This is a genomic window from Tolypothrix sp. PCC 7712 (assembly GCF_025860405.1).
Lineage (GTDB): Bacteria > Cyanobacteriota > Cyanobacteriia > Cyanobacteriales > Nostocaceae > Aulosira > Aulosira diplosiphon.
This window is the reverse complement of record NZ_CP063785.1, coordinates 8,536,278-8,551,620: the sequence shown is the minus strand read 5'-3', so window position 1 is coordinate 8,551,620 and position 15,343 is coordinate 8,536,278. Positions and strand designations below refer to the sequence as shown.

The 15,343-nt window shown below is 41.8% G+C and carries 8 protein-coding genes and 1 tRNA gene; 6 read left to right on the top strand and 3 right to left on the bottom strand.

What is annotated here, in order from left to right; genetic code table 11:
* Window position 1 precedes the first annotated feature (1 nt).
* Window positions 2-2,155: a potassium-transporting ATPase subunit KdpB gene (kdpB, locus tag HGR01_RS34825; RefSeq protein WP_071989469.1), complete on the bottom strand. Its 2,154-nt coding sequence runs from the start codon at window positions 2,153-2,155 to the stop codon at window positions 2-4.
* A gap of 207 nt (window positions 2,156-2,362) precedes the next feature.
* Here kdpB and HGR01_RS34820 point away from each other — a divergent pair, with 207 nt between their 5' ends.
* Window positions 2,363-2,617 (top strand): hypothetical protein, encoded by a 255-nt coding sequence (locus HGR01_RS34820; RefSeq protein WP_155539547.1) that lies wholly within the window; start codon window positions 2,363-2,365, stop codon window positions 2,615-2,617.
* On the opposite strand, the gene kdpA is transcribed toward HGR01_RS34820, so the two are convergent.
* Complete coding sequence (gene kdpA, locus HGR01_RS34815) at window positions 2,567-4,309, bottom strand: potassium-transporting ATPase subunit KdpA (RefSeq protein WP_045873330.1); 1,743 nt, start codon at window positions 4,307-4,309, stop codon at window positions 2,567-2,569. The two genes, HGR01_RS34820 and kdpA, sit on opposite strands and share 51 nt — an antisense overlap.
* 460 nt (window positions 4,310-4,769) lie before the next feature.
* Here kdpA and HGR01_RS34810 point away from each other — a divergent pair, with 460 nt between their 5' ends.
* From HGR01_RS34810 to HGR01_RS34800, 3 genes are read left to right on the top strand one after another with little or no spacing between them, the layout of a single operon-like run.
* Window positions 4,770-5,468 (top strand): Uma2 family endonuclease, encoded by a 699-nt coding sequence (locus HGR01_RS34810; protein WP_194007793.1) that lies wholly within the window; start codon window positions 4,770-4,772, stop codon window positions 5,466-5,468.
* Window positions 5,469-5,478: 10 nt separating this feature from the next.
* On the top strand, window positions 5,479-6,606 hold the full coding sequence (locus HGR01_RS34805) for a sensor histidine kinase (RefSeq protein WP_263419959.1): 1,128 nt from the start codon (window positions 5,479-5,481) through the stop codon (window positions 6,604-6,606).
* A gap of 1 nt (window position 6,607) precedes the next feature.
* Window positions 6,608-7,300, top strand: a complete 693-nt coding sequence (locus tag HGR01_RS34800) for a response regulator transcription factor (RefSeq protein ID WP_045873328.1) — start codon at window positions 6,608-6,610, stop codon at window positions 7,298-7,300.
* 3 nt (window positions 7,301-7,303) lie between these two features.
* On the opposite strand, the gene HGR01_RS34795 is transcribed toward HGR01_RS34800, so the two are convergent.
* Window positions 7,304-7,377: transfer RNA gene (locus tag HGR01_RS34795), tRNA-Val, on the bottom strand.
* Between the two features lie 660 nt (window positions 7,378-8,037).
* Here HGR01_RS34795 and dxs point away from each other — a divergent pair.
* Together dxs and HGR01_RS34785 are read left to right on the top strand one after the other, a co-directional pair.
* Complete coding sequence (gene dxs, locus HGR01_RS34790) at window positions 8,038-9,945, top strand: 1-deoxy-D-xylulose-5-phosphate synthase (protein ID WP_045873327.1); 1,908 nt, start codon at window positions 8,038-8,040, stop codon at window positions 9,943-9,945.
* 493 nt (window positions 9,946-10,438) lie between these two features.
* Window positions 10,439-15,247, top strand: coding sequence for a filamentous hemagglutinin N-terminal domain-containing protein (locus tag HGR01_RS34785; RefSeq protein WP_052335358.1), 4,809 nt, complete (start codon window positions 10,439-10,441; stop codon window positions 15,245-15,247).
* Window positions 15,248-15,343 lie beyond the last annotated feature (96 nt).

The window sequence follows — 15,343 nt, the reverse complement described above, 5'->3', positions numbered from 1 at the left end:
ATTAAGACAAAGGTAAAATTACATCGATGAGTTTAATGGCGATGAAAGGTGCAATAATTCCGCCCACACCATAAATAAAAATGTTGCGTTTTAAGAGTTGATCCGCTGTTAAAGGGCGAAACTTCACGCCTTTAAGTGCTAGGGGAATGAGTACAGGGATAATTAAAGCGTTATAAATCAACGCTGAGATAATTGCCGATTGGGCACTTTTTAACGCCATAATATTCAGTGCGCCAATACCTGCTGCAGCAAAGATAGTGGGGATAATAGCGAAGTATTTAGCGATATCGTTGGCGATAGAGAAAGTAGTTAACGCCCCACGGGTAATGAGCAACTGTTTACCAATAGTCACCAAATCAATTAACTTGGTGGGGTCAGAATCTAAGTCCACCATGTTTGCAGCTTCTTTGGCGGCTTGAGTCCCAGAGTTCATGGCTAACCCGACGTTAGCTTGGGCTAATGCAGGTGCATCGTTAGTACCATCACCTGTCATTGCCACCAGCTTACCTTGAGACTGTTCGCCACGAATCACGCTAATCTTGTCTTCTGGTGTAGCTTCGGCGATAAAGTCGTCAACTCCGGCTTCTTGAGCAATTACACTAGCCGTAATGCGGTTGTCACCAGTCAGCATGATAGTTTTCACACCCATGCGCCGCAGTTGGTCAAACCTTTCCTTTAAGCCAGGTTTGACGATATCTTTGAGATAAATCACGCCGAAAATTTGGTCATTTTGGCAGACTGCTAAGGGTGTACCACCTAAACGAGAAACTCGCTCATAAGCTGCATCGACATCATCAGGAATTCGACCACCGCGAGAACGGACAAAGCCTTTAATCGCATCGACTGCACCTTTACGGACTTCCTTCCCATTGGGTAAGTTAGTCCCACTCATCCGAGTTTTGGCGGAAAATTCCACTCCTTCGGCTTGTTTGGAGTCGAAATCAACCCTGACCCCCAAACTATCGGCTAGTGAGACAATTGATCTGCCTTCTGGTGTTTCATCAAATACACTGGCAGCTAAAGCAACTCTGGCTACATCTTGAAGAGTGTAACTATTTACAGGGATAAACTCATCAGCCATGCGGTTACCCAAGGTAATTGTCCCAGTTTTGTCTAGCACTAAGGTGTTAATATCACCGCAAGCTTCTACTGCCCGTCCAGAGGTAGCAATGACGTTAAATTGGGCAACTCTATCCATCCCGGCAATCCCAATTGCACTGAGCAAACCACCGATAGTTGTGGGTATTAAAGCTACCAACAGTGAAATTAAGATGGCAACGCTAGCACCTGCACGTAAACTGTTGCTGGCTTCCGCCCCAAACACAGTACTAATAAAGTTAGCAATGTAGTTAACAAAGGGCGGCATGGTTGCCACGACAATTAAGAAGACTTGGGTAAGTACTGCTAACAATACTGTTAAGGCAATTTCATTTGGAGTTTTAGTTCTTTCAGCCCCTTCCACAAGCGAAATCATCCGGTCAATAAAGCCCTGACCGGGATCAGCAGTGATGCGAATCGTTAATTCATCTGAAAGTAAGCGTGTACCTCCAGTTACAGAACTAGCAATATCTGTACCCGGTTGCTTGAGTACAGGTGCAGATTCCCCCGTAATTGCCGACTCATCCACCGAACCGATGCCTTGAATGACTTCGCCATCGGCAGGAATCATGTCATTAGCAATGACTTTTACTAAATCGTTGCGGCGTAATTCCGTAGAATTAACTTGTTGAATCGTACCATCAGGAAGAACTTTGCGAGCGATCGTATCAGAACGTGTTGACCTTAAAGAATCTGCTTGGGCTTTACCTCTTCCTTCCGCAACAGCTTCCGCAAAGTTAGCAAACACCACTGTCAAAAACAGAATTAAGGTAATTAACCCGTTTAACAAGCGTTGCTGATTGACATCTACCTGTAAAGTACCGAATAAACTGGGGTTGAGAGTAACTAAGAAAGTCACAATTGTCCCCACCCACACCACAAACATCACTGGGTTCTTAACAGCAACTCGGGGATGCAGTTTGACAAATGATTCTTTAATTGCCCTTTGATAAAGCCCCCGCATATCTGCTTTAGGCGTGTGTCTGCGCGAATCACGCGTTCCCTGGGGAACACGAGGCGGGCGAGGTGAAGGGGATGAGTCTATATTAGTTGTCATAAATTATGGGAACTGAGGAGATAAGGAAGACAACAGGAGTAGAAAAGAAACTTGTAAAACCAACTGTGTGATAAATTTATGAGGTCTTTTGCTGCCTTGAGGCTGACAATTGAGCCTTAAAACCTGAACATTGAGCCTTAGAACCTGAACATTGAGCCTTAGAACCTAAACATTGAGCCTTAGAACCTAAACATTGAGCCTTGGAACTTGAATGTTGAGCCTTGGAACCCGAACGTTGAGCCTTTGAGCCTGACGATTGAGCCTTGGAACCCGAACGTTGAGCCTTTGAGCCTGGAAATTGCACCTTTAACCCTGAAAGTTGCGTCTTTGATGTCGGAAGTTGCACCTTTGAGCCTGAACGTTGCACCTTTAAAACCAATGCTTCATGCCCCATGCCCAATGCCCAATGCCCTATCCCCCATGCCCCAAATAAAAAGCTTCACCGATGGGGCCGAATGCTAAAACTGGGAAGAATGTCAGTGCGCCGAGGATTAAAATTACGCCTGCGGTTACGCCTGTAAATAGTCCGGTGTCAGTTCGTAATGTGCCGACGTTGAAAGGAACTTGCTTTTTGCGGGACATACTATCTGCTAACAACAGCAAACCGATAATAGGGATGTAGCGTCCAGCCAGGAGACTGAAGCAAGTACTTAGGTTCCACCACAAAGCAGTTGCGGTAGTTTTTGCACCAGCTGCGATCGCCAACGGTGAAGGTTGAGAATCTCCTAAACCTTCAAATCCCGAACCATTATTAGCTGCTGCGGAGGCGTATTCGTAAATGACTTGGGCGAAACCATGAAACCCGGGGTTACTAATTCCTGCTAGTTGTTCGGGAAATGCTAAAGCTATTCCTGCCGGAATCATAATAGCGATGGGATGAACTAAGAGAATCAAAAAACTCGCCAGTACCACTTCCCGCTTTTCGATTTTCCGTCCCAGAAATTCTGGTGTGCGTCCTACCATTAAACCTGTAGCAAATACAGCCAAAATCAAGTAAGCAAATAAGTAAGCTGTGCCTGTACCTTGTCCACCCCAAATAATTTGCAGAAACATATTCGACAGGGTGACAAAACCACCGTTAGGCATAAAGGAGTCATGCAAACTATTAACAGCACCGCACATAGTTCCGGTTGTACTAACTGCAAATAGCACTGACTGCGCCCACCCAAACCTGACTTCTTTACCTTCTAAGTTCGGTTGCGTACTGCCCAAAAGTGCATTCACTGCTGGATTACCGTTATATTCGCCAATAGCAGCGACGATAATAAAGGCGATATAAATTACACCCACCATCCCGTAAACTAACCAAGCTTGCTTGGTGTTGTTAGCAAACAAACCGTATGTGTAAATCAGAGATGTGGGAATTGAAAGCATTGCCACAACCTGAATTAAGTTAGAAAACCCGTTGGGATTTTCAAAAGGATGTGCTGAGTTAATAGCGAAAAAGCCGCCGCCGTTTTCTCCTAATTGCTTGATGATTTCATAATGAGCCACCGGGCCGCGTGCGATCGCCTGACTAATGTTAGGGTCTTCTAAGGTGGGTAATACAACTGCCCCTGCTAAGGTTTCGGGAACACCCGCCGCCATCAAAGCAATACCGCCGACAATACAAATAGGTAGTAAAATCCGCGTAATTGTGCGAATTAAATCTACATAGAAATTGCCCAAAGGTCTACCAGTCAACCCTCGAATAAAAGCAATTCCTACCGCCAATCCTGTGGCGGCTGAGGTGAACATATGATATCCCAGCCCCCACATTTGACTGGCATAGCTCAGATAAGTTTCACCAGAATAATGCTGCTGGTTGGTGTTAGTAATAAAGGATATGGTTGTGTGTAATGCTGTATCCCAAGTTGGCGCACCTATCTTATTAGGATTAAAGGGCAACCATCCTTGACTCATAATAATGAAGAATATCAGCAACCCCATCACCACATTGCTGTACAGAATAGCTCTTGCATACTGCCATCCTGTCATATCTTCTTTTGTGGCAACACCAACCAAAGAATAAAGTATTCGTTCAATTGGGTTTAAAACTGAGTCAAGAAAAGTGCGCTGTTCTTGATAGACACGCGCCATATATCGCCCAAAAAAGGGAGTAATTGCTACCACAATTAATAGCGTTAATGCTATTTGAATCCATCCTTGTAGCATGAGTTATACCAATTGATAATGCCTAATTCGTAATTTTTCATACAAATTGTTAATTTACTTCCATCATCAATTGGCTTTTGATGAAATACAAGATATAGAAGATATAAAAACAAGTTTATTTTTGATTTAGGGAGCGTTTATTATTTCTATATCTAGCGTTTAGAGCGTTTAGATAAGTAACTAAACAAAAATATTCACAGCAAGTATATGTAGGCTGGGCATTGCCGACATAAATCTTGCCTCTTTAAAATGAAATTAAGTAAGTCAGTGGAAATAAACCCGACTATGTTAATAAACGTAAATAGGTTTAAAATCCTTACCAATGACAAATGACCAATGACAAAGCGCAAAGTCTGAGCGGAGGTTTCCTCCGATCAGAACTTTGTAAGAATGACAGCCTTAGCCAGTTATCTTTAATTTCGCCGACATACTTAATAGTTAAATTGCTGTGGATCAAAATATGATTACACGCCCTAACGCCATTATCATTCCTCTATCAACCCTTCCACCTTTGGAAAACGGTGATAAACTTACCCGCGCTGAATTTGAGCGTCGTTATCATACTATGCCAGAAGTGAAAAAAGCGGAACTGATTGAAGGAACTGTATATATGGCATCTCCGTTACGAGTTACAGGTCATGGTGAACCCCATGCTGATATTATTACTTGGTTGGGACTTTACAAAGTGGCTACACCAGGCGTTAAACTCGCTGATAATTCCACTGTACGCCTAGATGCAGATAACGAACCTCAACCAGATGTCTGTTTAAGAATCGCCAACGGGGGACAAACGCGTGTTAGCGATGATGACTATATTGAAGGTGCGCCAGAGTTAATTGTGGAAATTGCAGCTAGTAGTGTTTCTTTAGATTTACACGACAAGTTAAAAGTATACCGACGCAATCAAGTGCAAGAATATTTAGTTTGGCGAGTTTATGACGGTGAATTTGATTGGTTCAAGTTACAGGAAGGAGAATATATACAGCTGACACCTAATGCCGATGGTGTGATTTGTTCCCAAATATTTCCGGGTTTATGGTTAGAAAAAGCAGCATTATTAACCGGAAATTTAGCTAGAGTCTTAGAAGTTTTGCAGCAAGGTTTAACAAGTGCAGAACACCAAAGTTTTGTAGAAAATCTCAGAATGAAGGATAACTGACAAATTCCCAATGCCCCATGCCCCATGCCCCATGCCCCATTCCATATTTTCAGCGAAATTACTATCTAATAACTCCCAATTTAGCAGATTGACAGTCATATCAAGCCTGTTTGTTGCTGTCATGCTGATGGAGTTTTCTACACCAACTGAATATGTATTTGGATATCTTTATACAGGGCCAATATTATTAACAAACTCATGGTTTGGGGGGATTGCAACCTTACAAGCAACCTTGATTGCTGTCTGCTTAACCATTTTAAATCTTTGGTTACCAGAGGGTGGAGTTATCAAAGCATCCACAATTGCCAGTCGTGCGATCGCAGTTTTGGCTTTGATTGTCACAGGTATTTTAAGCGATCGCCTGCGTCGTTCTCAAGATGCGATCGCCCTCACCCGTGCCAAATTAGAATCGCAAGAGGAATTAGTCAAACTCCGAGAAGATTTCGCCTCAACGCTTACCCATGATTTAAAAACACCATTGCTAGGTGCAATTGAAACAATCAAAGCCTTTCAACAAGAAAAATTTGGCCCAGTATTACCAACCCAGCAACAAGTTTTAGCAACAATGGCGCGCAGCCACAAAACTTCCCTACAACTTTTAGAAACTTTATTAGATATCTATCGCAACGATACTGAAGGCTTAAAGCTGGACTTAGCACCTGTAGATTTAACCAACTTAGCAGAGGATGCATCAAGTAGTTTAATCGAATTAGCTGCTAATCGCCGCGTTCATCTCTCAGTGAGTTATGGTGATTCTGATTGGCGAAGTGAATTGTGGGTTCAAGGTGATGCACTACAACTCCAAAGAGTTTTTAATAATCTGTTAGTGAACGCAATTAATCATTCCCGGCGGGGTGCAAGGGTGGAAGTAGTTTTAGAACCCCAAGCCTCTTACCAAGTAGTCAAAATTTTGGATACAGGTGCAGGTATTGCACCAGAAGAGTTTCCTTATTTATTTGAAAGATTTTACCAAGGACATAGCGATCGCCAAGCCAAAGGTTCAGGATTGGGGCTTTACCTATCTCGGCAAATTATTGAAGCTCACGGAGGTATAATTTGGGCAGAGAACAAAGTACCCACTGGTGCAATGTTTGCTTTCAAACTGCCTGTTTACCCATTTCAATCTGTTACTGTGTGAAATGTCCTCTACCCCAATCAAAATTCTCCTTGTCGAGGACGATGAACTCTTCCGCTTGGGTTTGCGCGTGCGATTGCAACAAGAACCAGGGTTAGAGATTGTCGCTGAGGCTGAAGATGGTGAAACAGCTATCGAATTAGTTAAGCAAACGCCTCTAGATGTGGTGCTGTTAGATGTGGGTTTACCAGGAATTGGCGGAATCGAAGCTTGCAGACAAATTAAGCAGCAAAATCCCTCACTACCAATCTTAGTTCTTACTTCGCATTCCCAAAAGCCGCTAATTACCCGGTTAATTGAAGCAGGCGCGCAAGGCTACTGTCTCAAAGGAATAGCGGCAGAAAAATTAGTGTTAGCACTGCGTTCTGTCGCTGCAGGTGCTTCTTGGTGGGATGCAACTGCAACCCAAGAAATTCGTTCTTCTTTGACTGCTGAACCATCACCATCTGAGTTAGAAAGCCTCACAAAGCCTTCAAATCCCCTAACTGTACGCGAACAAGAAATTCTATCATTGTTAGCTGCTGGCAAAACTAATCAAGAAATTGCTCATGCACTATATATTGCGCCGGGAACAGTGCGAGTGCATATCCATGCGATTTTACAGAAATTAGAAGTGAGCGATCGCACTCAAGCTGTGATTGTTGCTTTACAAAAACAGTTAATCAAAAGTAGCTCTCAGGCTAACAAAATTTTATAGCAATGGACGTAACTGGATTCGAACCAGTGACCTCTACGATGTCAACGTAGCGCTCTAACCAACTGAGCTATACGTCCTTAACACACGATTAATGAATATAGCAGATCTATTTACTATAGGCAAGCAATTTTTGCGATCGCCTGAAAATTTACCCACTCGCCTACGCTTCACTTGTTGCCTATTTTGTCAATGAGTAAATATTCAACCTCGCCTTGCTGATATTTCTCAGAACTATATTCTGAAATATAGCAAGACATAAATATTTAATATTCTGAAAAATCAGTATCATGAGATACTTCGCCACTTAAATAGATCGTGATAAATATTTCTTGGATAAATATGTTGCATATAAACTGAAAAAATTGAACAATTTACTGACTATTTAGCAAATTATTGGATTTGGCTGTTGATTTATTTTCACAATAATTTCAAAGGTTTGTCAGCAGGATAAGCAAGTAATTCTACGGTAAAGCTAGTAAAAAAATATTGTAATGAATGCATTCCTGCCAGCAACTTTTATTACATTTTGTTAAATTAAATAGAGCCAACCTTCCCCAACTTCTTGTTGAGAACGATGGGGTTGTTTATCAATGAGGAAATTAATAGTAAAACATGGGCAATTATCGAATGACTTTTTGAGACAGCAAGTTATTTTAAGTATGCTTCTGCAAGCAACATTACCGTGGGAAAATCAAAGAATATTCAGAAGTAGAGATTAGAGAGGAAAACCCTATAATATGCATCTGAGCGAAATCACCCATCCTAACCAGTTGCACGGTTTATCGATTCGGCAGCTACAACAGATTGCGCGTCAAATCCGAGATAAGCACTTACAAACAGTAGCAGCAACTGGGGGACACCTGGGGCCAGGTTTGGGTGTTGTAGAGTTAACTTTAGGGCTTTACCAGACACTGGACTTAGATCGGGATAAAGTTATTTGGGATGTAGGGCACCAAGCTTATCCCCATAAACTAATTACAGGTCGTTACAGCAATTTCCACACCTTAAGACAAAAAGAGGGAATTGCTGGTTATCTCAAACGGTGTGAAAGCAAGTTCGATCACTTTGGTGCAGGACATGCTTCTACCAGTATCTCCGCAGCTTTGGGTATGGCTTTAGCCCGTGATTTAAAGGGGGAAAAATTTAAAGCCGTAGCTGTAATTGGTGATGGTGCTTTAACTGGTGGGATGGCCTTAGAAGCCATCAACCATGCAGGACACTTGCCAAAAACTAACCTACTAGTTGTTCTCAATGACAACGAGATGTCTATCTCGCCCAATGTGGGTGCAATTCCCCGCTACCTGAATAAAATGCGCCTCAGCCCACCTGTGCAGTTTATTAAGGATAATTTTGAGGAACAATTCAAACATATTCCCTTTGTTGGCGAATCCTTATCTCCAGAACTGGGACGCATCAAAGAAGGGATGAAGCGACTGGCGGTTCCCAAAGTTGGGGCTGTTTTTGAAGAACTCGGCTTTACCTATATCGGGCCAGTAGATGGGCATAATTTAGAAGAATTAATTGCTACCTTCCAACAAGCACATCAGATCCCAGGGCCAGTTTTGGTGCATGTGGCGACTGTCAAAGGCAAAGGTTATGAACTTGCCGAACAAGACCAAGTTGGCTACCATGCTCAAAATCCTTTCAATCTCACAACTGGTAAAGCGATTCCTTCTAGCAAGCCTAAACCCCCTGCTTATGCTAAAGTCTTCGCCCACACTTTAGTTAAACTCGCTGAACAAAACCCCAAAATTATTGGGATTACGGCGGCGATGGCTACAGGGACAGGCTTAGATAAACTCCAAGCTAAATTACCCAATCAATATATTGATGTTGGTATTGCCGAACAGCACGCCGTTACTTTAGCGGCTGCACTTGCTAGTGAAGGGATGCGCCCCGTAGCTGCTATCTACTCTACTTTCTTGCAACGTGCTTACGACCAGATTATTCACGATGTCTGCATTCAAAACTTGCCCGTATTTTTCTGCTTAGACAGGGCGGGAATTGTGGGTGCTGATGGCCCCACCCATCAAGGTATGTATGACATTGCTTATCTGCGTTGTATTCCTAACATGGTCTTGATGGCACCCAAAGACGAAGCCGAACTACAACGGATGATAGTCACAGGTATTAACTATACCAAAGGTGCGATCGCTATGCGTTTCCCCCGTGGCAACGGCCATGGCGTACCCTTGATGGAAGAAGGCTGGGAACCTTTAGAAATCGGTAAAGCCGAAATTCTCCGCACAGGAGATGATGTGTTAATTCTTGGCTATGGCACAATGGTTTACCCCAGTATGCAAGCTGCGGAAATTCTCAGCGAACATGGTATTGAAGCTACTGTAGTTAATGCCCGTTTCGCTAAACCATTAGATACTGAGTTAATTTTGCCTTTAGCTAAGAAAATTGGTCGCGTCGTGACTTTAGAAGAAGGCTGCGTCATGGGTGGCTTTGGTTCTGCGGTAGCTGAAGCTTTACTCGATGCCGATGTTGTCGTTCCCGTGAAGCGCATCGGTGTACCAGATATCTTAGTAGATCATGCGACACCAGATGAATCTAAGACTGAATTAGGTTTAACTAGTCATCAAATAGCAGAAAGAGTTTTGCAAGCTTTCTTTGAGCGGCAACTATCTACTGTTAGCTAGTTAATTGTTCCAGAAAATTACTGAAATTAATCAAGGATAATAGCTATAAAATACACTCTACAGTTAAACTGTGGGGTGTATTTTTTCAGAATATTCAAGATGGAAATTATACTAATTTGTAATTCGTAATTTGTAATTCGTAATTAAGAAAGCTAGATATATAAAAGGTTGAGTCGTTTGGATCTGTTGCGTGATTTTATAGGACTCATATTCGATTTTTGAGGTTCGCGTAGGATGCTTTAGCAGCGAGAGTACGACATCAGCACCAAAGCTGAGATTTTTTCAGACATCAAATCGGATTTCTATAGAGAATGGATATGAGAGTCACCCTAGCACAATTGATGAATTGAGTGCGATCGCACAGCCTCTTTCTTGAAAACAGAAGCGGATTTCACGATTTTTTATGATTTATTATTGCAGATGTTCAGGCAGAAATAGTGATATATGTAATGCCATGAGATAGTGCATCTATAAATCTCTTAAGGTAATCACAATGCCTGAGATCCAAAATTTTTTCAAAAAATTTTTCATACCTTCCCTTTTTGTTATTGTCAGCACACCAGCTAAGGCACAAATCACGCCTGATAATACCCTGGGTGCAGAGGCTTCTAGTATTACGCCAAACACGCTGATTAATGGTGAAAATGCAGATTTAATTAATGGTGGCGCTCAAAGGGGTAGCAATCTTTTTCATAGTTTTACTGAGTTTAATATTAATGATGGGCAACGAGTGTATTTTGGCAATCCCTCTGGTGTACAAAATATTTTGACACGGGTGACAGGTGTAAATGCATCGAATATTTTAGGGACTTTGGGTGTCAATGGAATTGCAAATTTATTTTTAATTAATCCTAATGGCATTGTATTTGGTAATAATGCCAGTTTAGATATTCGGGGTTCATTTTTAGCAACAACTGCGAATGCTTTACAGTTTGGCAATCAGGGAATTTTTAGTGCAACTAATCCCCAAGCACCGCCATTGTTGACTGTGAATCCTTCGGCGTTGTTGTTTAATCAAATTAATCAAAATGCAGCGATTCAAAATAATTCTGTTGCAGCAGCAGGAATAGACCCTGCAGGTGTGAATGTATTAGGTTTGCGCGTTCCCGATGGCAAAAGTTTGCTTTTGGTCGGCGGTAATGTGAGCATGGATGGAGGATGGGCGATCGCAAATGGTGGACGCATCGAGTTAGGCGGTTTGAAAGAAGCGGGAAGCATTGGAATTCAAACTAATGGGGATAATTTCAGTTTAAGTTTTCCTGATGGTGTACAACGGGGAGACATATCGCTCAATAATGCAGCTGTAGTTGGCGTTATTGGCGATGGTGGTGGTAGTATCGCTGCTCATGGTCGAAATATCGAGATTTTAGCAGGTAGTGAGTTTTTTGCTGGCATAGGGTTAAGTTTAGGAAATGCTAACGCTCAAGCGGGAGATATTACAGTTGATGCTACAGGAAAAATTCTCCTTGCAGGGACAGATAGCCTAATTTTTAACTCAGTACAATCTCAAGCAGTCGGTAATGCAGGTAATATAACGATTAAAACTGGCTCTCTTGAGATAACAGATGGCGCTCAAATAAATTCCTTTACTCGTGGAGAAGGAAATGCTGGAAATATCACCATTCAAGCCAGAGATGCAGTTACTTTTGATGGGGTAGATAGTAATGGATTTCCCAGTGGTGTATTTAGTAATGTTGCAACCGGAGGTGTCGGTAACGGTGGCAATATTGGCATTACTTCTGGTTCTTTGTCTATAACAAATGGTGGAAATATACAGGTTGCTGTACGTGAAGCTTCTAATACTCTACTAGGTGGGCAAGGTATTGGTGGTACTGTAAATATTAATGTGCGTGACGCAGTTACACTTTCCGGTGCAGGTAGCACAATTTTTGGCAGTTTAGGTACTGGTGCAACTGGACGTGCTGGAGATATTAAAGTTGAAGCTAGAAATTTATTTATAAAAGATGGTGGGGAAATAAGTTCCAGTACCTTTGGTAAAGGCGATTCAGGTGATATTTTCATCACAGCAAATGCAATTTCTCTAGATGCTGCATCATATATTTACAACAATGTTCAAAGTAGTGATGCTGTGGGTAATGCTGGCAATATCGACATCGCTACTGGTTCACTGACTGCAACTAACGGCGCTCAAATAAATTCCTTTACTCGTGGACAAGGTAATGCGGGAAATATCACAATTCAAGCCAGAGATGCAGTTACTTTTGATGGGGTAGATAGTAATGGATTTCCTAGTGGTTCTTTTAGTGATGTATCAGCTGGTGCAGTAGGTAATGGAGGGGTCATCAATATCACTGCTAGTTCATTATCTTTGACAAATAGTGGAATCTTAGGCGTTAGTCTCAATAGAGCATCTGGAACTCTTGCAGGTGCCCAAGGTATTGGTGGAACTATAAATATTAATGTGCGTGATGCATTTACAATTTCCGGTACAGATAGTGGAATATTTGGTAGTCTAGGTGCTGGTGCAATTGGCAGTGGTGGAAATATTAAAGTTGAAGCTGGAAATATTTTTGTAAGAGATGGTGGAGAAATCTCAGCCAGCACTTTTGGTAAAGGCGATTCAGGTAATATTTATATAACAGCCGACAAGACAATTTTTCTAGATTATTCATCATATATTCTCAACAATGTTCAGGCTATTGATGCTGAAGGAAATGCTGGCAATATCGATATTCTTACTGGTTCGCTTTCTGTAACTAATGGCGCTCAAATAAACTCGTTTACTCGCGGACAAGGTAATGCGGGAAATATCACAATTCAAGCCAGAGATGCAGTTACTTTTGATGGGGTAGATAGTAATGGATTTCCCAGTGCTTCTTTGAGTAATGTATTTGCTGGTGCAGTAGGTAATGGAGGGGTCATCAATATCACTGCTAGTTCATTATCTTTGACAAATAGTGGAATCTTAGGCGTTAGTCTCAATAGAGCATCTGGAACTCTTGCAGGTGCCCAAGGTATTGGTGGAACTGTAAATATTAACGTGCGTGATGTATTTGCAATTTCTGGTGCAAATAGTGGAATATTTGGTAGTTTAGGTGATGGTGCAAGTGGAAGTGCTGGAAATATTAAGGTTGAAGCTGGAAATATTAATATAAAAGAAGGTGGAGAAATAATTTCTAGCACTTTTGGGAAGGGGAATTCTGGTAATATTTTTATAACAGGTCGTGATGCAATTTCTCTAGATGCTACATCATATATTATCAACAATATTCAGAGTATTGATGCTGAGGGAAGTGCTGGGAATATCAACATCTCTACTGGCTCACTTTCTCTAACTAATGGTTCTCAAATAAACTCGTTTACTCGCGGACGAGGTAATGGAGGAAATATCACAATTCAAGCAAGAGATACAGTTTCTTTTGTTGGGTTAGATATTGATGAATCGCCAAGTGGTTTATTTAGTAATGTAGAATCTGGCGCATTTGGTAATGGCGGTGACATTAACATTTTTGCTGAAAATGTTTTTATCAAAGATGGTGCAGTAATAAGTTCTAGCACCTTTGGTGAAGGTGATGCAGGTAAAATTTCTATTACAGCCCGTGATACAGTTTCTTTATCGGGAAAAAGCTTCAGCCGGATTTTAAATAGTGTTGATTCTGGAGGAGTAGGTAACAGTGGAGGTATTAGCATTAATACAGGTTCACTATTTGCCAGTGATGAAGCCAGAATTTTATCAAGTATTTCTGGACGCGGAAATTCGGGAGGAATATTCATTGAAGCCCGTAATACTGTTTCCTTAACAGGAGTAGGCGACCTTAATCTTGGTAGAACTAATTTTGATGCAGATGGAACTATATTCTCCAGCAGTGTTAATTTTGGGGGTGTAGGCAACAGTGGTGGTGTAGTTATAAAAACCGGCACTTTACGCTTAGATAGTTCTCAAATCAATGCCAGTACAGCAGGAACAGGTAATTCCGGTAACATCATAATTGAGGCAAGAGACCAAGTAGCCCTAGTACAAGGATCAGATATGTTCTCTGAAGTGACCTGTGCTTGTGAAGACAATGGAGGAGGTGTAGGTGGAATTGGGAATGGAGGAGATATCCAGATTACAACAGGTTCCTTCTTGCTAGATATAGGTGCTAATTTACGTGCAGATACAGAGGCTCGTGGTAATGGCGGCAACATTATCATCAATGCACGAGATAGTGTTACCTTTAGCGGAGATTTAAAACCATTTTGGGGTGGTGCCTATACCCAAGTTGAACCTGAAGCAGTTGGTAAAGGTGGTGATATCATCATCAATACACCTAATTTATCTGTTTCTGGCAACCAAGAAATAAATACCAGAACTCAAGGACAAGGAGATGCGGGGAATATATTGATTAATGCAAACTCTATCGCTATTGCAGGTTCTGATGTTTTTATTACCAGTGGGGCTAGTCAAGACGGACGGCTTTCAGGAACCTTAGGTAAAGGCGGAGATATTAATATCTCTACAAATTCCCTACTTGTAACTGATGGTGCAAAGCTATCAGCTAATACAGAAATTCAAAATGCAGCTGGGAATATTAATATCAATGCATCTCGGCTTACCCTGAATAATCGAGGCTCTATCACTTCGGAATCGATCGCTGATGCTAATGGTGGCAATATTAAACTTAATGTTAACGACTTTTTGCTGATGCGTCGTGGTGCTCAGATTTCCACCACCGCAGGCACTACCCAAGCTGGCGGCAATGGCGGTAACATAACTATAAATACACCTTTCATAGTTGCTGTACCTAACGAAAACAGTGATATCACAGCTAACGCGTTTTCTGGTGCGGGTGGTAATATTAACATCTTTACTCAGAATATTTTCGGTATAGACTCCCGCCTCAAACCATCACTGCAAACAAATGATATTACGGCTAGTTCTGAATTAGGCGTACAAGGACAAATTGAGATTCAGCAACCAGAAGTCCAACCAACGCAAGAATTAATCCAACTACCCAATGAATTCATTGATGCTAGTACTAAATTTTCGCAAATCTGCCCCACAGACCCCAACCCAAAGCCGTTAGCAAAATTTGTTGTTACTGGACGCGGTAGTTTACCACCTAGCCCATTGGAATTGTTGACGGGTACAAATATTCACATTCCCCTAGCGACTCTAGAGGAGCAAACAGCTACATCAATAGATGGTGTTGTTCCGGTAAGTAACAATGCAATTTCGGAAATTATCGAAGCGCAAGGTATGGTCAAAACTGCTAATGGTGAAATAGCTTTGGTGACGAATGCACCTCAAGCTACACCAACATCTCACCCTGTTGCTACTGTATGCCCTGTGTCTAGGTAGAACTAAGCTATTACACGCTCAAAAAGGTTCGGGTGATGAAGATTGTTGATGCCAACTAGATTGAGTGTTGTATTGCTGTATAGTAAAGTACCATCG

Coding starts and splice junctions, on each gene's coding strand:
- kdpB (WP_071989469.1), bottom strand. CDS start 2,155: ATGACAACTAATATAGACTCATCCCCTTCACCTCGCCCGCCTCGTGTT.
- kdpA (WP_045873330.1), bottom strand. CDS start 4,309: ATGCTACAAGGATGGATTCAAATAGCATTAACGCTATTAATTGTGGTA.
- HGR01_RS34810 (WP_194007793.1), top strand. CDS start 4,770: ATGATTACACGCCCTAACGCCATTATCATTCCTCTATCAACCCTTCCA.
- HGR01_RS34805 (WP_263419959.1), top strand. CDS start 5,479: ATGCCCCATGCCCCATGCCCCATGCCCCATTCCATATTTTCAGCGAAA.
- HGR01_RS34800 (WP_045873328.1), top strand. CDS start 6,608: ATGTCCTCTACCCCAATCAAAATTCTCCTTGTCGAGGACGATGAACTC.
- dxs (WP_045873327.1), top strand. CDS start 8,038: ATGCATCTGAGCGAAATCACCCATCCTAACCAGTTGCACGGTTTATCG.
- HGR01_RS34785 (WP_052335358.1), top strand. CDS start 10,439: ATGCCTGAGATCCAAAATTTTTTCAAAAAATTTTTCATACCTTCCCTT.